This is a genomic window from Caulobacter sp. UC70_42 (assembly GCF_044056025.1).
In the GTDB taxonomy this organism is placed as follows: domain Bacteria; phylum Pseudomonadota; class Alphaproteobacteria; order Caulobacterales; family Caulobacteraceae; genus Caulobacter.
Map to the genome: position 1 here is coordinate 4,013,321 of NZ_CP171994.1, position 16,353 is coordinate 4,029,673.

14 protein-coding genes and 2 pseudogenes are annotated in these 16,353 nt (G+C 65.7%); 5 read left to right on the plus strand and 11 right to left on the minus strand.

All coding sequences use genetic code 11. From position 1 onward, the window contains the following. Position 1: 1 nt before the first annotated feature. Entirely contained in the window at positions 2 to 1,564 is a 1,563-nt protein-coding gene (locus tag ACHMW8_RS19905; RefSeq protein WP_395443512.1) for a PepSY-associated TM helix domain-containing protein, read from the minus strand. Further along, the gene (locus tag ACHMW8_RS19910; protein ID WP_125158413.1) at positions 1,561 to 2,013 is read right to left on the minus strand and encodes a hypothetical protein; all 453 of its coding nucleotides are present in this window, start codon (positions 2,011 to 2,013) and stop codon (positions 1,561 to 1,563) included. Before ACHMW8_RS19910 ends, ACHMW8_RS19905 begins: the two co-directional genes overlap by 4 nt. 472 nt (positions 2,014 to 2,485) lie before the next feature. Here ACHMW8_RS19910 and ACHMW8_RS19915 point away from each other — a divergent pair, with 472 nt between their 5' ends. The 3 genes from ACHMW8_RS19915 to ACHMW8_RS19925 are packed head-to-tail and all read left to right on the plus strand — an operon-like array spanning position 2,486 to position 3,760. Further along, positions 2,486 to 2,989 carry a hypothetical protein gene (locus ACHMW8_RS19915; protein ID WP_395443513.1) on the plus strand — a complete coding sequence of 168 codons (504 nt, stop codon included), beginning with the start codon at positions 2,486 to 2,488 and terminating at the stop codon, positions 2,987 to 2,989. Then, positions 2,986 to 3,246: an AraC family ligand binding domain-containing protein gene (locus ACHMW8_RS19920; RefSeq protein WP_395443514.1), complete on the plus strand. Its 261-nt coding sequence runs from the start codon at positions 2,986 to 2,988 to the stop codon at positions 3,244 to 3,246. Before ACHMW8_RS19915 ends, ACHMW8_RS19920 begins: the two co-directional genes overlap by 4 nt. Beyond that, complete coding sequence (locus ACHMW8_RS19925) at positions 3,224 to 3,760, plus strand: helix-turn-helix domain-containing protein (RefSeq protein WP_395443515.1); 537 nt, start codon at positions 3,224 to 3,226, stop codon at positions 3,758 to 3,760. Before ACHMW8_RS19920 ends, ACHMW8_RS19925 begins: the two co-directional genes overlap by 23 nt. Before the next feature lie 102 nt (positions 3,761 to 3,862). On the opposite strand, the gene ACHMW8_RS19930 is transcribed toward ACHMW8_RS19925, so the two are convergent. Beyond that, entirely contained in the window at positions 3,863 to 6,133 is a 2,271-nt protein-coding gene (locus ACHMW8_RS19930; RefSeq protein WP_395443516.1) for a TonB-dependent siderophore receptor, read from the minus strand. 743 nt (positions 6,134 to 6,876) lie between these two features. On the opposite strand from ACHMW8_RS19930, the gene ACHMW8_RS19935 reads away from it, so the two are divergent. After that, positions 6,877 to 7,293 (plus strand): hypothetical protein, encoded by a 417-nt coding sequence (locus tag ACHMW8_RS19935; RefSeq protein ID WP_395443517.1) that lies wholly within the window; start codon positions 6,877 to 6,879, stop codon positions 7,291 to 7,293. Between the two features lie 338 nt (positions 7,294 to 7,631). On the opposite strand, the gene ACHMW8_RS19940 is transcribed toward ACHMW8_RS19935, so the two are convergent. Beyond that, positions 7,632 to 8,201 (minus strand): gluconate 2-dehydrogenase subunit 3 family protein, encoded by a 570-nt coding sequence (locus ACHMW8_RS19940; protein ID WP_395443518.1) that lies wholly within the window; start codon positions 8,199 to 8,201, stop codon positions 7,632 to 7,634. Continuing rightward, a pseudogene (locus ACHMW8_RS19945) lies at positions 8,201 to 9,941 on the minus strand (FAD-dependent oxidoreductase). Before ACHMW8_RS19945 ends, ACHMW8_RS19940 begins: the two are co-directional and overlap by 1 nt. 171 nt (positions 9,942 to 10,112) lie before the next feature. Here ACHMW8_RS19945 and ACHMW8_RS19950 point away from each other — a divergent pair. Then, positions 10,113 to 10,931: a DUF1080 domain-containing protein gene (locus ACHMW8_RS19950; protein WP_395443519.1), complete on the plus strand. Its 819-nt coding sequence runs from the start codon at positions 10,113 to 10,115 to the stop codon at positions 10,929 to 10,931. Between the two features lie 9 nt (positions 10,932 to 10,940). On the opposite strand, the gene ACHMW8_RS19955 is transcribed toward ACHMW8_RS19950, so the two are convergent. The 6 genes and pseudogenes from ACHMW8_RS19955 to ACHMW8_RS19980 form a co-directional block, all read right to left on the minus strand. Further along, positions 10,941 to 11,261 (minus strand): cupin domain-containing protein, encoded by a 321-nt coding sequence (locus tag ACHMW8_RS19955; RefSeq protein ID WP_395443520.1) that lies wholly within the window; start codon positions 11,259 to 11,261, stop codon positions 10,941 to 10,943. 191 nt (positions 11,262 to 11,452) lie between these two features. Then, positions 11,453 to 11,812 (minus strand): c-type cytochrome, encoded by a 360-nt coding sequence (locus ACHMW8_RS19960; protein WP_395443521.1) that lies wholly within the window; start codon positions 11,810 to 11,812, stop codon positions 11,453 to 11,455. 32 nt (positions 11,813 to 11,844) lie between these two features. Beyond that, positions 11,845 to 12,900, minus strand: coding sequence for a sugar phosphate isomerase/epimerase family protein (locus ACHMW8_RS19965; RefSeq protein WP_395443522.1), 1,056 nt, complete (start codon positions 12,898 to 12,900; stop codon positions 11,845 to 11,847). Further along, the gene (locus tag ACHMW8_RS19970; protein WP_395443523.1) at positions 12,897 to 14,033 is read right to left on the minus strand and encodes a Gfo/Idh/MocA family protein; all 1,137 of its coding nucleotides are present in this window, start codon (positions 14,031 to 14,033) and stop codon (positions 12,897 to 12,899) included. The genes ACHMW8_RS19965 and ACHMW8_RS19970 overlap by 4 nt, the downstream gene beginning before the upstream one ends. An 11-nt stretch (positions 14,034 to 14,044) precedes the next feature. Further along, positions 14,045 to 14,984: pseudogene (locus ACHMW8_RS19975) on the minus strand (sugar phosphate isomerase/epimerase family protein). Between the two features lie 22 nt (positions 14,985 to 15,006). Then, positions 15,007 to 16,248 (minus strand): MFS transporter, encoded by a 1,242-nt coding sequence (locus tag ACHMW8_RS19980; RefSeq protein WP_125158402.1) that lies wholly within the window; start codon positions 16,246 to 16,248, stop codon positions 15,007 to 15,009. Between the last annotated feature and the right edge of the window lie 105 nt (positions 16,249 to 16,353).

The following is a 16,353-nucleotide window of genomic DNA, read 5'->3' on the forward strand; positions in this document are numbered from 1 at the left end:
CTCAATCCGGCAGAGCTACAGGCGCCTGATCGCGCTCCGCCATCGCCACAGCGCGGGGGGAACGGCGATGCTTCAGCATCGGCCGGGCGACGAAGAAGGCTGTTAGGAGCAGCGTGGCGTCGACCGCCCAGCTCATCGGGTCGATGGCGGGAAGGCCGCCCGCCGCGCTGATCGCGGCATGGACGAGCGCCAGTCCCGCCAGCGCCACGGCCGTCGCCGCGCGCAAGCCGACACCCAGGCGCGCCTGCAGCGAGGGCAAACAGGCCACGGCATAGGCCGCTATCGTGCCCGCGGCCCAGCCGAGCAGCGGCGCGGCCTTCGCGTCCGTCGCCAGCGACGGGACCGCGGCGAGCGCGAGGGCCAACGGTTGCCCCCAGATCGTGGCTGTCCACAGCCGCTCCATGACCGGCGCGGGGCGGCCCTTGTCGCGCCGACGCGCCAACCAGATCCGGAAGCCGCTTGCCGTGACGACGCACATCGACAGGCCAAGGACGCCGTAGGCAAGCTTGACGAAGATCCCGCCGAACCAGCCGAAGTGGAGCGGCTGAATGGCGAAGATCATCTGTTGGCCGAGTGACCGCTTGGCGACGTCTGACGCGAAGACCTTCCGACCCTGGCTATCGAAGACGACGCGCTCGCTAAGAACGAGGCTGCGCGGGTCGCGCAGGCCGATCCCGATCAACTGACCCTTGGCGCCCGGCTGCTGGATGTCGACCGACTGAAGCGTGAGGCCCGGAGCGGCGGCGGTCGCCGCGGCGATGAATGGCGCGACGGATGGAACCTGATCGTCATGAGACGCGTGAGCCGCCGAACGTGCGGAAGGACCCGCGAGATCGGTGAAGGCCTTGACCATGTCGCCCTTGTACGTGGTCGCAGCGACACCGCCGAAAACGATGATGAAGACGCCCAGGAAGGCGGCGGTGAAGGCGATGATGAAGTGGAAAGGCAAGCCCCAGACGCCGATGCGGTTATGGAGGTCAGCCTGACCCAACCGTTCTGACCCACCGCTGCGAAGCCGGAAAGCATCCTTGATGATGCGCGGATGGGCGAGAACGCCGGAGATCACCAGCGCCAGCAACGCCATTCCCGCCAGCGCCACGATCACCGTGCCGATGCCGAAGGGGAGATGAAGGTTGACATGCAGCCCCACGAGAAAGTCGCTGACATCGTGGCGCACCTTCATGGCCGGGTGACCTGATGCGTCGGCGTACCAGCTCCCGCCACCCGCGCTCTCACGACCTCTCGCCGAGAGCAGAAGGTGCGGATTGGAGGGGGAGGGGAGGGTCACCGAAATCGATGGCGCCGCTTCCTTGGGCGCTTTCTCGCGGAGCATTGCAATGCCCCGATCAATCGCGCCGGGCGTGACGGCGACCACCCGAGGAGCCGCGGGCTGTTCCCAGAGTTGCAGCTCCTGCACGAAGACGACGACGCTTCCAGTCAGGCAAATCAGGTAAATGGCGGCGCTGAGCGCGAGGCCCAGTGCGGAATGACCCGCCAGCATGGCGCTGACCCAGCTGTTGGAAATCAGCGGTTTGCGCGTGGTGGGGCGGAGGCGATTGTTCATGCTAGCAAGATCCAGGCAATGGCGGCGCCGGCGATCGCGGACGCCCCGGTCATGCCGAGGACTGGGCGCAGAATGACGCGGTCGCTCAGCATCCAGATGACGAGACATGCCCAGAGGAGCGGTACGAGGATGACGGCGGCGGCGAAGCGGTCGAGCCGCGCCCCCGGCGCGACGCCGGCCACCGCCGCGCCGATCGCGTTGGCGGTGATCGCGGTGAGAAGGAGCGCGGCCGCGCCTCTTGCCCAGCCCCGCCAGCGTATCCGGGGCCGCTCGTCGGGCTCGAGCGGCTTTTCGTCAATGGCGCGTAGCGCCGATCGTCGGGCTGGCCGGCGCTCCTCGCCGAGTTTGACGACGGTCATCGCGCACAGGCTGAAGGTGAGGAGAGCCGCGACCAGGCCGACGACCATCCCGAGCCAGAAGGCGTAAAGAGCAACAGCCGGGATCAGCATCAGCCAACCGGCCGCCGCCCAAAGCTTGCGCCGTGTTCCCGCGCCTTTCCATGCTGTCCGCAGCATCAGGACCGACGCAAGGCACGCCGCCATCCCAAAGGCCCCCGCTATCTGCTCGATCGGGAAATCTCCGTACCGTCAGTTTTGAAAACGCGAATTGATTGCAACAAGTTGATAGGGCGGCTCGCCCGCGGGCGCGTTGCGCGAGTCCGCCAAAGAGTTTCGAGATGCCGCCAAGCCCGCCATGGCTTCGCGCGACGAAGAGGATTGGAGCCTGAGCGGCCCAAATTGGCGGGATTGCAAAGTAAGCTGACGGGCGAGGCGGATGCTCAAAAGCAGGGCCTGGCCTAAGTCTTCGCTGCGACTGAGTTGCATGTGCTGCCGAGGCCTTTCGGCGCCTAACAGGACAGGATGTCATGAGCCGAGTTGCTTCGACCCGCATTTCGCTCCGCTATTGGGGCTAACGACAGTGATGCACGCCAAGCCGACCAACATGAGGGCGCGCCATTGGCACGAGCGCCTGATCATCAAGGCGATGCGCCTGCTGGCGGCGCCGGCGCCTGGGCCCTCCGCGGGCGAGGAACTGCTACGCGGCGCCGGCATGGATGAGGAAGGGATATCGGCGCTGGCCGCTGTCGTCAGCCTCTTGCCGCAGATGTTGCCCGCGGCGCGTCTTCACGACATCGACTCCCCCTTCGTCTCGTCGGGCGAGATCCTCCTTCTGGGCGAACTCGCGCGTCGTCAGCGCTCCGCAGCTCTGCGCGGCGCACTTCACTGGCCGCTCAAGCTCGCGCCGTCGCTCGATCGGTTGCTCGACGCCTCGGCTTGCGCGCTCGCCGCGGCCGACCTCTTCCTCTTTTATCGGACCATTTCCGCCGCGCTCGGTCACGCCCGGGAAATGCCCAGCCGGGGGGCGCCCCCTGCGACCGATGCCGCACCATGCCTCCAGTCCGCGCGCCATCTGTCCAGGCTATGAATGCGGACGCCACGTGGCGTCCGCTGCTGGCGGTCTGCGTCGACTTCATGACCGATGGCTTCGACCTTGACGAGCATCGGCACCCAGAATGCGCGCTGATCTATACGGCGAAGGGCGTGCTCAACTGCGAAGCGGACGGCCAGATCTGGACCATTCCGCCCAAGTGCGCGATCTGGATTCCATCGAACGTCCCTCACCGTTGCTGGGCGGTCGGCCGGATCGAGTTCCTACGCGTTGTTCGTCGATCCAAAGCTTGATCCCCGCCCAGGCGAAAGCTGCTGCGCCGTCAAGGTCTCGCCGCTGTTGCGGGAGTTGCTGTTCCGTGTCGCCGCGTTCCCAGCGCTCTATCCGATGGACGGAGCCGAAGCGCGGCTGACGCCGGTCGTCCTCGATGAAATCGGCGCGGCGCGCCGGGAGCATCTTCGTCTGCCGCTACCTGCCGATCCCGAGCTGCGACGATTGACCGACCTCATCATGTCGGACCCATCGCACAAGGCTTCCGTGGCGCAGTGGGCGGCGCAGATGTCCATGACCGAGCGCACCTTGGCCCGGAAGCTTAACCGGGAAATCGGGATGAGCCTGGGACAGTGGCGCCGCCAGTTTCACGTGGCCCGCGCCATGCAATGGATGGCCGATGGACGGAGCATCAAGTCCATCGCCTTCGATCTCGGTTACGAAAGTACGAGCAGTTTCGTGACCATGTTCAGGAAGATGGTGGGCACGTCTCCCGCCCGCTATTTCTCTGGCCGGGAAGGGGAGGGCGGCGATTAGATCAGGCCGGCTTGGCCTGACTTGGCGCACAGGCGTCGGTGCAAAAGCGCATGGCGTCTCCACTTGAAGGTTTCCCGTGAAGACGCCATGCGGGTGCGGGCCTCAGTACCGGAAGTTCAGCGTCAGCATGGCGTTTCGCGGCGCTCCCACGGCCGCTGTGTCGTAGAATCCGGCCCGCATCCAATACCGCTTGTCGAGCAGGTTGTTGACGTTCACCGACGCGGAGACCCGATCGCTGATCGCATAGCGCGCCAGGACATTGACCAGCGCGTAGCTTCCTTGGACGACGGTCACGCCCCGCTGGAGCCCGCCCTGACCATTCGGCCGGTTGATCCCCGTGAACTGAATGTCGCTTTGCCAGTGGACCCCGCCGCCAATCGTCAGCCTGTCCAAGGCTCCCGGCAGGTTATAGCTCGTAAAGAGCTTCAGCGTCCGGCGAGGTTCTTGCGGATTGAGGCGTGCGCCGTCGGGGGTTTCGCTTTTCAGCCAGCTGAAGCCGCCTGACACGTTCCAGCCCGGCAGAATTTCGCCGTTCGCTTCCAACTCGAAGCCCCTGGTCTTGGTCCCGTCGACCGCGACATAGGCGGTGTTCAGCGGATTGGTCGGATCGAAGAACCCGACATCCTGCTGCGCCAGCTTGTCCAGCCGCGTGTCGAACAGGGTCAGGGAGGTGTTCAGTTTGCCACCGAAGAACTCGCCTTTGACGCCGGCTTCTCGACTATTGCCTCTGGTGGGTTCCAGGATGTCGCCGTTACGGTCCCGCCGCTCCGGCTGCGGCTTGAATATCTCGGTATAACTCGCGAACAGCGTGACATTTTTAGTCAGGTCATAGGTCGCGCCGACATAGGGCGTGAACCTGTTTTGCCGATACCTGACGCTTGCGGAGCCGACCTCATCGTCATTCAGCTCAAACCGATTGAAACGGCCGCCGAGGATGATCTTGAGGTCATCTGTGGGCGAGAGGCGGGTCGCCGCGTAGACCCCATATCTTCTGGTCCTGACATTCGAGTCCATGGACCAGGGCATCGAGTTGTTCTCGAAGTCGAAGCGAGGAATCGCGCCCACCTGGTCGAGTGACGGCGCGGGCGTCGCCGAGAAGGGAAAATACAGGTTGGTCGCAAGGCGAGATCCTGGCGTATCCTGTTTCGTTCGCGACAGCGTCGTGCCGACAATCAGTTCGTGCCGCCTGCCGAAGAGTTCGACCGGCCCGTTGGTTTGCACGTCCAGCGTATCCTGGCTCGTCTTGCCGCTGAATTTCGTGCCGGCGCCCATCACCGGGACGCTGGAGAAACCCGTCTGCCGATCGGGATAGAAGCCGATAGACCTCCGAGGATTGGCGGGATCGATCCCCGCCAGCGCGAACAACTCCCCGTCATGGTTCAGTTGCGAGTGGGTCAGCGCGCTCTTGAGCTTCCAGCCATTGGCGAACTCGTGAGACAGGTTGACGAACGCCGTCTGGGATTCGACCTCATAATAGGTCCATGGCGGCGACAGGCTCGCTGAACGACGCAGATCCGTCGTCAAGGCGCCGTCGCTGTAGAAAAGCGGGGCGGCGCCCCAGGTCGAGCCCTTGGGCTTGTTGTGCTGATATTCGAAGCCCGCGGTCAGGATCGTGTGGTCGGTCAGATCAGCTTCGATCACCCCGTAGCCGATGGCCTTCTTCTGCTGGTAGAAATCGAGATAGGAGTCCTGATCCTGATAGACGCCGATGAGCCGCGCGCGGATGCTGCCGTTACCGGTGAGCGGCGTCGAGACGTCGAGCGTGCCGCGATAGTTTTCCCAGGATCCCGCCAGCGCCGAAGCGCCTATGGCGAAATCGTTCTTTGGACGCTTGCGGATCAGATTGATCGACGCGGACGGATTGCCCGCGCCCGTGAGGAGGCCGGTTGCGCCTCTCACGACCTCGACGCGATCATAAAGAGCGGTGTCGATGAACCCGATGCCGTTATCGAGCGAGCTGACCACGCCGTCATACATGATGTTGTCGACGGCAAATCCGCGCGACGAATAGTTGACGCGCTCGGAATCAATGAAATTCCGGGTCACGCCGGCCGCGCTTTGCAGCACGGAGTCCAAACTCGTGAGGTTCTGGTCCTCCATATTCTGGCTGGTGATGACCGTAACCGCCTGCGGAATTTGTCTCAGTCGGAGCGGCAGGCCGAGCGCGGCGCCGGTTGAACGCGTCGTATAGGAGCCGGTGCGTTCGGTGGTCTCGCCCTCCTGGACGCCGGTGATGATGATTTCGGAGACGCCCGTGACTTCATCCGGACCGTCTCGTCGCGAGGTGCTTTGTTGTTCATCCGGCTGATTGACCGCTTGCGCCTGGGCCGCGCCATTCGCGCTGACGATCGCGCACGCGATGAGAGAGCCCATGCCCCGGGCGATCGCACGCCCACGTCCGCCATGATCGTCTCGCGACCAACTCGAACGATTTCGGACCCCGTCTTTTGTCCCGAACATTGAGACCCCTTTGCAAGTCTATGCGAATAACTCGCATTAACAACTGGTGGATCTCATACAGGGTGCGTTGCGATCTGGCGCGTGTCGGGACGGACAATCGATTTCGCGATCCGGACAGCGGGCGCGAAAAGCGTGGAGAGAGCGAACTTGCAGTGCGGTCGAGAGACACGAGCGGTCACTCGCCGACCATCCCGAACGTCGCGTTTCTGGAGGTGGGTCAACGGCAGCCAGTGGCGCTGCCCCGCCTGCAGCGCGGACCTTCGGATCAGCCGGGAAGGGCAGGGCGCGAAGGGCTTCGTCGACCTCGAGCCGCACCGAAGGCCGTCCGGCCACCCGCACGCGCATCAGGCCCAGAGAGCCCAGGCAGAGCTCGATCTGGCGCCCGAGGGTGGCGTCCTCGACCCGGTCTTCGCAGGCGCGGCAGGGCGGCGCGCGCGGGTTCGCTGACGATCACCGAGCGCACCGAGGCCAGGGTGTTGAATAGGAAGTCACGCCTTGTGGTCGAGAACTACTACACCACGTCCTTCATAGAGCATTTCCACTATGCAGACGGGATCTCCTTCTTCGTCTAGTTGAATGGCACGGTTGATGCATAAGGTTTGGCGAGTTTGTCAGGTTTGGCGAGTTTGTCCCTCGTATGGGATCGGGGGTTAACCATGTGGTATTCGAGCTTGACGCCCTTTGCATCGACCTACCGTCCGGAGGTCGCTTCGGGGTCCGAGGACGCGCTCAAGCGGACTCCCGCGTCTGATGCGGGCGATGCGTCCGTTTCGGACGGAGGTTCGAGTCAGACCGTCGCGGACGCGGGCAGCGTCGCCGCCAGTGTCCGCGATCTCAGCAAGCCCATCGATGTCGGGCAGATGTCGCCTGAACAGGCCAAGGGTCGATACGACCAGCTGAAGGCCGTGCTGCGCTATGGCGGGCTGGCCAACAACATGAGCGTGAACGCAATGTTCGGCGATCAGAAGACCAACTCGATGGAAACCTTCCTCGATTGGCTACAGGAGCGCGGAAAGACTGCCGACCCGAACAAAATGGTGATCCCGCTTTCTCTGATCGACCTGAAAGCCTGATGGTACGACCGGGGCGTTGGACCTGCGCAGCCTCTGAGTTTCAGAATACCAAAATCAGAGCCGGAGCTGGCTGCTCAGGAGCGATCTGCCGGTCGCAGGGTTGGAGTCAGAAATCCGCGAAACAGCTGCGACTTCGCAGGAATAGGAGTCAGTGACAGACAGTGACAGCCGGCCTCTGTAACGCTCCATATAAATCGTCTAAGATATATTATCGGAAATATTTCCTGTGCTCTGACCGATCTCGCTCCGACCGTTGCTAACGCGTGCGAACCATCTGGCCGGCACTGGGCCTCATTGAGCACTGGGCCTCATCATGCCGCCCGATGGCGACGAGGACGCTAGCGCGTCGCCCAGGCGCGGCCGATCTCGGACAGCGGCACGCAGCCGTGATAGGCGCCAGGCACAGGTTCGTACTTCAGAGCCACGGTCGCGCCAGGCTCGGAGGTGAAGTAGCCGACGGTGACCATGTCTTCCAGCGCCGGGAAGAAGTGGGACTGCCCCTGCCCTCGCGCGACACCGGCTTCCTGGTCGTAGGCCGTCAGCAGCGCCACCTGCTGCTCGGGCGTCAGCGCCACGAAGACATCGCCATGCGCGGCGCGGGCGTCGGCGTCCATGCGGGCCAGTCCGCCCAGCAGCTGATCGACCTGCGCCTTGTCGTAGTAGTCGCCCACGGCGCGGTCGATGAACTGTGGAACGCCAGCCTCGCGGGCGCCGGGCGTGTCTGTCGCCGGGATAATTAGCTCGGCGACCACATCGATCAGCCGGGCCTGGTCGGCCGTCAAGGCCGTCGGCGTCCAGCTCAGGGCTGGCGCCGGCGCGGCCGCGGCCAGGGCGCGCTCGGCCCAGCCTGTCGAGGCGACGCCGACCGCCAGGGCCAGGCCGCGAAGCGTGTCACGTCGGTTCAGCATCACAGGTCTCCCCGCTTGCGGGCCTTGACCGCGTGGTCGGCGGCGCGGGCGGTCAGGGCCATATAGGTCAGGGACGGGTTCACGCACGAGGCCGATGTCATGGCCGCCCCGTCGGTGACGTAGACATTCTTGCACTCGTGAACCTGGTTATGGGCGTTCAGCACCGAAGTCTTCGGGTCGCGTCCCATGCGGGCGGTGCCCATTTCGTGGATGCCCAGGCCCGGGGCGAAGCCGCCGTCATGGCCCTTGACGTTCTTGAAGCCGGCCGCCTCCAGCATCTCGACCGCCGCCTGCTGCATGTCGCGGCGCATGGCCATTTCGTTCTCGCGCATGGTGACGTTGAACGACAGGGTGGGCAGGCCGAAATGGTCCTTCACGTCGCGGTTCAGGGTGATGCGGTTGTCCTCGTAGGGCAGGATCTCGCCAAAGCCGCCCAGACCCATGCTCCAGGGCCCAGGCTGGGTGAGCGCGGCCTTGCGCGCCGCGCCAAAGCCCTTGCCGCCCTTGCCGAGATCGCGATCCCAGATCGGACGCGAGGCGCCGCCCTGGTAGCCGAAGCCGCGCAGGTAGTCGGTCCGCTTGCTGGCCGCGTCGCCCAGGTTACGGAAGCGCGGCACGTAGATCCCGTTCGGACGCCGCCCCGAATAGTACATATCGGCGAACTCGGGCGCCTCGCCCGACGCGCCGACGCCCAGGTGGTGGTCCATGACGTTGCGGCCCAGCTGATCGCTGCCGTTACCGAAGCCGTTCGGGAACCGCGAACTGGTCGAGTTCATCATGATCCAGGCCGAGTTCAGGGCCGAGGCGCACAGGAAGATGACGTCGGCGTGGAATTCCTCGTCCCGCCGAAGTCTCGGCGTCGAGGATCCGCACCCCGGTCGCCTTGCCGAGCTTGTCGTCATAGATCAGCTCGGTGACGATCGAGTTCGGGCGGATCACCAGGTTGCCGGTGCGCTCGGCCGCGACCAGGCCGCCGGAGTTGGAGCTGTAGTAGCCTCCGAACGGGCAGCCCCGGATACACTGGTTGCGGTACTGGCATTTGGTGCGGCCCAGGCTGAGCTGCTCCTCGGTCGGCTCCGTCAGGTGCGCGGCGCGGCCGATGCTGACGCGGCGCTCGGGGAAGCGGGCCTCGGAACGGCTCTTGAAGGCCTTCTCGACGCAGTTCATTTCCATCGGCGGCTGGTAGTGGCCGTCGGGGAAATGCGGCAAGCCCTCGGCCTGGCCCGAGACGCCGATGAAGCGCTCGACATGTTCGTACCAGGGCGCCAGATCCTCGTAGCGGATCGGCCAGTCGACGGCGATGCCCTCCTTGGCGTTGGCCTCGAAGTCGATCGGGCTGTGGCGATAGCTCTGGCGGCCCCAGGTCAGCGAGCGGCCGCCGACATGGTAGCCGCGGATCCAGTCGAAGCGGTTTTCCTCGGTGTAGGGATTCTCGTCGTCCTTGACGAAGAAGTGCTGGCTGTACTCCGTCATCGTGTAGCCGGTGCGGCGCTGCACCTGATAGTGCGCGTCCAGCTCGGCCTTGGGGAGTTGTCCTTGCGGATATTTGGTCTGCCAGGGATCGAGAACCGCGGTGGGATAGTCCTCGAGGTGGCGGACCATGCGGCCCCGCTCCAACACTAGGACCTTAAGTCCCTTTTGGGTCAGCTCCTTGGCCGCCCAGCCGCCGGTGATGCCGCTGCCCACCACGATCGCGTCATAAGTGTTCTTACGCCGCGCGCGGCCGCTGAGATTGGCCATGTTCACTCCCTTCGCGGCCGCTCGATGGACCACGTCGGAAGCTGTAAGCCACGCGACGCCCCGACCTCGGCAAACCCACTATTCTTGCCTGGAGGCTTCCATGAAATGGGTTACATTGCAAGAAAGCTTGGCGTTTCGCGTCAAAATCGCCAAGAGCGTGGGAGGGATAAGATGACGAATTCGATGACGCGCGCGCGCCGGATGGCCGCGGGCCTGTTGCTGGCGCTGTGCGCGGGCGCGGCGAGCGCCGAGGAGGTCAAGGCCGGACCCTGGCGGCCGCTGTTCGACGGCAAGACCTTGGCTGGCTGGACGGCGAAAATCGCCAAGCATCCGGCGGGCGAGAACTACCGCCAGACCTTCGTCGCGGACCGCGGCGTGATCCGGGTGTCCTACGCCGGATATGACAGGCTGGACGGCCAGTTCGGGCACCTGTTCTACAACACGCCGTTCAAGGCCTATCGCCTGAAGCTGACCTATCGCTTCCTGACCGAGGGCGGGCTGGCCGATACGCCGTCGTGGGCGCGCAGCAACAGCGGGATCATGTTCCTGAGCCAGAGCGCCGAGAGCATCACGACGGACCAGCCGTTCCCGGTCTCGGTCGAGTTCCAGCTGCTGGGCAAGGACGGCGACGCGCCCCGCCCCACCGGCGCGGTCTGCACGCCGGGCCTGACCATCACCATCGACGGCGCCAAGGTGAAGGAGCACTGCACCCCGCCCGCCAAAGCCCCGACCATCCCAGACGGGACCTGGGTCGAGGCCGAGCTGGAAGTCCTGCCGAATGGCGAGATCACCCAGAAGATCAACGGCGTCGCCATCCACCACTATGCGGGGGTGACCCTGGATCCCGACGACACCGTCGCAGGCGGCGCCAAGCCCTATATCCTGGCGCGCGGCGCCCAGCCGGTGACGGAAGGCTACATCGCCCTGCAGAGCGAGGGGCATCCGATCGAGTTCAAGGACATCCAAATTCAAGAGCTGACAGCGCGCTAAGGCGCGGCGTCATTTCGCGCCGGGCAATTTGACGCCCAGCAGGACGAGCCGCTCGCCGGTGATCCCGAACCAATGCGGCACGCCCGCAGGCACCAGGATGACGTCGCCCGGGCCCAGTGTCCGGGTCACGCCGCCTTCGATCTGGCCGCCCTCGGTCAGGTTGGCGTTCTTGACCTTCGGGTCTGTCATGGTTCCGCCCGAAACCAGCGTGCCGGCGCCCTCCAGTACGATGGCGTATTCCGCTTCGGCGGGGTGGACGGCGGGGCGGCCTGGCTTTTTCCAGACCTCGATCGCCGCCACGGTCGCGCCGTCGCGGACCAGGGGCGCCACATGAACCCTTGGTCGGGTTTCATCGTGGCGAGCATGTCGCGCAGCTGGGCCTGGACATCCGCGCCGCTCGCGAAGCCGGTTGGGTCGGCGGCTTGAGCGCCGGCGACGCCTGGCGCGGCCAGCAGCAACGACGCTGCGCAGATCGTGAGGATCCTGGCTATTGTCTTCACCGCGTCTCTCCCTGGCCAGGCCTACTTCTTCACTGACGTCAGGTACTCAATCACCGCCGCCCGCTGCTCCGCATCCGGGGCGCCCAGCAGCATCTTGGTGCCCGGGACCTTCTTGCCGGGCGCCTTGATGAAGGCGTCCAACTCCGCCGGCGTCCAGGTGATCCCCGAGGCCTTCATGGCGGCGCTGTAGGCGAAGCCGGGCGCGGTCCCGGCCTTGCGGCCGGCGACGCCGGCCAGCGGCGGGCCCATCTTGCCCGGCGCGGGGCGCAGCGAATGACAGACCGTGCAGCGCTGCTCGAACACCTGCTGGCCCGTGGGCGCGGCGACGGCGCTGGTCGCCATCCCTGCGAGAACGGCGGCGAGCATGAGCGGGTACTTCATCGAGAAACTCTCCGTCGGAATTTGGCGGCGGCCTAAAGGCCCAGTAGCCGACGATTACGGCCGGCGTCCGGCGGGCTGCCGGCGAAGTCGTCGAACGCCTTGTCCGTGACCTGGATGATGTGGTCGCGGATGAACGGCGCGCCCTCGCGGGCGCCCTGCTCTGGATGTTTCAGCGCGCATTCCCACTCCAGCACCGCCCAGCCGTCGTAATCGTACTGGGCCAGCTTGGAGAAGATCGCCTTGAAGTCCACTTGGCCGTCGCCCAGCGATCGGAAGCGTCCGGGTCGGTCGACCCAGCCCTGATAACCGCCATAGACGCCCGATTGGGCCGTCGGCCGGAACTCGGCGTCCTTGACGTGGAAGGCCTTGATCCGGGCGTGATAGCGGTCGATGTAGCCGAGATAGTCCAGCTGCTGCAGCACGAAGTGGCTGGGATCATAGAGGATGTTGGCGCGCGGATGACCGCCGACCTCATCCAGGAACCGCTCGAAGGTCGCGCCGTCGTGCAGGTCCTCGCCCGGATGGATCTCGTAGGCGACGTCGACGCCGTTGTCTTCGAAGACGTCCAGGATCGGCTTCCAGCGCCGGCCGAGTTCGGCGAACGCCTCCTCGATCAGACCCGCCGGCCGCTGCGGCCAGGGATAGAAGTACGGCCAGGCCAGCGCGCCCGAGAAGGTGGCGTGAGCCTTCAGGCCCAGGCGACGGCTGGCGACGGCGGCGGCCTTGACCTGCCCTACCGCCCAGGCCTGGCGCTCGGCCGGCTTGCCGCGCAATTCGGGCGGCGCGAAGCCGTCGAACAGTTCGTCATAGGCCGGATGCACGGCGACCAGTTGGCCCTGCAGGTGGGTCGAAAGCTCGGTGATCTGCAGGCCGTATTCGGCCAGAAGGCCGGCGATGTCGTCGCAATAGGTCTGACTCTCGGCGGCCAGGGCCACGTCGAAGAACGAGTCCGCGCCGCCGGTCGGCATCTGCACCCCGATATAGCCGAGATCGGCGACCCATTTGGCCATGGTCTCCAGCTTGTCGAACGGCGGCTCGGCGCCGATGAACTGGGCCAGGAAGATGGCTGGTCCCTTGAGCGTCTTCATCGCCCTGCTCCTTCCAGGCTGACCCATCCGGCGTCGTCGCGGCTGGCGGCCACGGCGCGCTCGACGAAGGCCATGCCCCGCACGCCCTCGGCGATATCGGGCGCGAGCCCCCCGCCCCGCCCTTCGACGGCGTCGGCGAAGTCACGGTAGATATTGGCGAAGGCCTCGATGAAGCCTTCGGGATGGCCCGTCGGCAGGCGTGTCACGGCGCGAGCGGCGGGGCCGAGATAACCGGAACCCGCGTGCAGCAGCTGGCTGGGACCATCCAGCCAGTCCAGAGTCAGCACGTTGGGCGTTTCGTGCGACCAGGTCAGACCGCCCTTTTCGCCGAAGACTTCGAGCCTCAGGCCATTGCGCGCGCCGGCGGAGATCTGCGAGGCGATCAGCACGCCGCGCGCGCCGCCTTCGAACCGCAGCAACACGTTGCAGTCGTCGTCCAGACCACGCCCCGGCACGATGGTGGAGACGTCGGCGCACAGGCGCTCGACCCGGACGCCGGTCACGAACTCGGCGATGTTGAAGGCGTGGACGCCGATGTCGCCGATGCAGCCGCCGATGCCGGATTGCGCGGGGTCCGCGCGCCAACTGGCCTGCTTGTTGTCGCCGTCGCGCTCGAGCGGCTTCGACAGCCAGCCTTGCGAATATTCGACCACGACCTTGCGCACCGCGCCCAGATCGCCGCGCGCCACGATCTCGCGCGCCTCGCGGACCATAGGATAGCCCGTATAGGTATAGGTCAGGCCGTAGAGCTTGCCCGACGCGGCGACGATGCCCGCCAGATCCTGGGCCTCGGCCAGGTTCAGAGTGGCGGGTTTGTCGCTGATCACGTGCAGCCCGCCCTTCAACGCGGCGGCCGATACGTCGAAGTGCAGGTGGTTGGGCGTGACCACCGAAACGAGGTCTACGCCGTCCTCGCGCGCTGTCTCGGCGGCGATCATGGCGTGATGGTCCGGATAGACCCGGTCGGGCGCGACGCCCCAGGTGGCGGCGGCCTGGGCGCTCTTGGCCGGGTCGCGGCTGAACACCCCGGCGACCAGCCGGATGCGGCCGTCCAGCTCGGCGGCCATGCGGTGCACCGGCCCGATGAACGAGCCCGGACCGCCGCCGACCATGGCCATTCGCAAAGGGGCCATCCGCAAAGCCATCAGGCAACGACCTTGGCCAGGTAGTCGTAGCTGATCTTGGCCGACTCGAGGCGAGCATGGGCGAACGGCGGCTCCTGCTCGTAGTAGAAGCCGCCGGACGCCGGCGGCGTAGGCGGCGGGCAGCAGTTTCTTCCAGTCGATCATGCCGCTCCCGACCTCGGTCGGGTCCTGCTTCAGCTCAAAATTGGTCTTGGTCGTCGCCTTGACGTCCTTGACGTGCATCTGGGTGAAGCGGCCCGGATGAGCCTTCAGCAGGGCCAGCGGATCGTGGCCGGCGGCCGTGACCCAGCCGGCGTCCATCTCGAAGGTGACCAGGCTGGGATCCGTGCCGTTCAGCAGGATCTCCATGCCGTTGGTGTCAGCACCCTTAGCGTCCTTGAGCGGCGCGAACTCGAAATTGTGGTTGTGATAGCCGGCGGTGATGCCGGACTTCTTCAGCACGGCGGCCTTCTCGTTGAGGAAGTCGGCGTTCCACTTCCAGTCGTCGGCCGTCATCTGCACGCCTGCCTGGCGCAGGTCCGCGCCCAGGCGGTCGGGGATGTAGAAGATCGGCATCATCACCGATTTGACGCCGATCACATGCATCTCGTCGGCGAGCTTGGAGAGATCGCCGCTGAAGCCGCTGGGGCCCTTGGGCGCGATGTGGGCGCTGGGGCAGATCAGGCCCGCCTTGTCGAAGGCGGCGCGAAGTTCGGCCGGGGTGCGGCCGAGGTATCCAGCCAGCTCGACCGACTTGAAGCCAATCTTGGCGACCGTGGCCAGCTGGGCGTCCAGTTCCTTGGCCAGGTCCGGACCCAGGCTGTAGAGTTGGATGCCGACCGGCAGTTTATGGCGTTGGAAGAACGGCGCCGCCGCCGCGCCGGCGCCGCCGGCCAGGGTCGCGCCCAGGAGGGCCGCGCCGGCGCCGAGAAGGCCGCGTCGAGAAAGGTGTTCGTGCACGAGGCTTTCCTTTGCTGAAGGGCTAGACTTGGGCCGGGCTGGCCGTCGCGGGGAGCTCGTCGGCCTCCGCGACGGGGCCGCGCGACGGCGGACGGAAGAACACCGCCAGCAGACAGACGGCCGCCAGAGCCATGCCGGTCGGAACCATGAACAGGGTGGTGTAGTCGACGGATCCGCCCGCGCTCAGACGGCTGACCAGCGACGGGAACAGGAAGCTGGCCACCACATTGCCGACGCCCAGGATCAGCAGGTTGAACAGGCCCTGGGCGCTGGAGCGCACGTCCTTGGGGAAGACGGCGTCGACGAAGATGTACACAGTGGCGAAGAAGAAGGCGTAGCAGATCCCGTGCAGCAGCTGCACGGCCACGATCACCGGGATGCTGTCGGCGAAGAAGGCGAAGACCGCGAACCGCGCCGCATGGCCCAGCACGCCGATGATCATCGTCGCCTTCCAGCCCAGGCGGACCAACACCCGGCCCAGCAGGAACATCGTCAGGATCTCGGCCACCTGACCCAGGCTCAGGACGACCATGCTGAGGTTGCCGGCGATCCCGACCCTATTGGTCAGGAAGGCGTCGGCCATCACGAAATAGCCGTTGTGGATGACGCTATCGATGAAGGTGACCAGGAACAGCACCAGCACGAACGGCGCGGCCAGCAGCTTGAAGGCCCGTCGCCACGCCAGATTGTCGATGCCCGGCGCGTCCTTGCGGGGCGGCGTATGCGGCAGCGTCAGGGCGTAGCCGGCGAAGGCGAACGAGACGATCGCCGCGACCAGGAAGATCCAGCGCACCTGCTCGACCGAGGAATGCGCCCCCAGCAGGAAGACGAAGGGCCAGCTGACCAGCACCCAGCCCACCGTCCCGCCCATCCGCACCGCGCCGAAGCCGGCGGCCGGGTCCTTCAGATTGGCGAAGGCGATGGAGTTGGTCACCGACAGGGTCGGCACATAGACCAGGCTGAAGATCAGGTAGCAGGCGAAGAACGGCCAGAAACTGGTCGCGAAGGCCGTACCTACGAGGGCCAGACCGCCGATCAGGTGGCTGGCGGCCAGAAACCGCTCGGCCGCGAAGTTGCGGTCGGCGAACTGGTTGGAGAAGAAGATGCCGACCAGGGCGGCTACGCCCCAGGCGCTGCCGACCATCGATTGCTGCCAGGGCGCGAAGCCCAGCATGCCCATGTAGGGAAAGATCTTGGGCGCCCAGGCGCCCCAGATCGCCAGCTGCAGCACCATCATCACGAAGAGCCGGACGCTCGTGTTCATGGACCTGGCCTCCCCGACCAGCTTGGGCGGTCGATTTCGTCCCTTTGGACGCTCCCCGCTCCGATGTAATCGAAATCATCGATAACAGGGGTCGCTCTACTTGCC

Excerpts from the sequence above, each read along its gene's own strand:
- ACHMW8_RS19905 (WP_395443512.1), bottom strand. The coding sequence starts at position 1,564 with ATGAACAATCGCCTCCGCCCCACCACGCGCAAACCGCTGATTTCCAAC.
- ACHMW8_RS19910 (WP_125158413.1), bottom strand. The coding sequence starts at position 2,013 with ATGCTGATCCCGGCTGTTGCTCTTTACGCCTTCTGGCTCGGGATGGTC.
- ACHMW8_RS19915 (WP_395443513.1), top strand. The coding sequence starts at position 2,486 with ATGCACGCCAAGCCGACCAACATGAGGGCGCGCCATTGGCACGAGCGC.
- ACHMW8_RS19920 (WP_395443514.1), top strand. The coding sequence starts at position 2,986 with ATGAATGCGGACGCCACGTGGCGTCCGCTGCTGGCGGTCTGCGTCGAC.
- ACHMW8_RS19930 (WP_395443516.1), bottom strand. The coding sequence starts at position 6,133 with ATGGGCTCTCTCATCGCGTGCGCGATCGTCAGCGCGAATGGCGCGGCC.
- ACHMW8_RS19935 (WP_395443517.1), top strand. The coding sequence starts at position 6,877 with ATGTGGTATTCGAGCTTGACGCCCTTTGCATCGACCTACCGTCCGGAG.
- ACHMW8_RS19940 (WP_395443518.1), bottom strand. The coding sequence starts at position 8,201 with ATGCTGAACCGACGTGACACGCTTCGCGGCCTGGCCCTGGCGGTCGGC.
- ACHMW8_RS19950 (WP_395443519.1), top strand. The coding sequence starts at position 10,113 with ATGACGAATTCGATGACGCGCGCGCGCCGGATGGCCGCGGGCCTGTTG.
- ACHMW8_RS19960 (WP_395443521.1), bottom strand. The coding sequence starts at position 11,812 with ATGAAGTACCCGCTCATGCTCGCCGCCGTTCTCGCAGGGATGGCGACC.
- ACHMW8_RS19965 (WP_395443522.1), bottom strand. The coding sequence starts at position 12,900 with ATGAAGACGCTCAAGGGACCAGCCATCTTCCTGGCCCAGTTCATCGGC.
- ACHMW8_RS19970 (WP_395443523.1), bottom strand. The coding sequence starts at position 14,033 with ATGGCCCCTTTGCGAATGGCCATGGTCGGCGGCGGTCCGGGCTCGTTC.
- ACHMW8_RS19980 (WP_125158402.1), bottom strand. The coding sequence starts at position 16,248 with ATGAACACGAGCGTCCGGCTCTTCGTGATGATGGTGCTGCAGCTGGCG.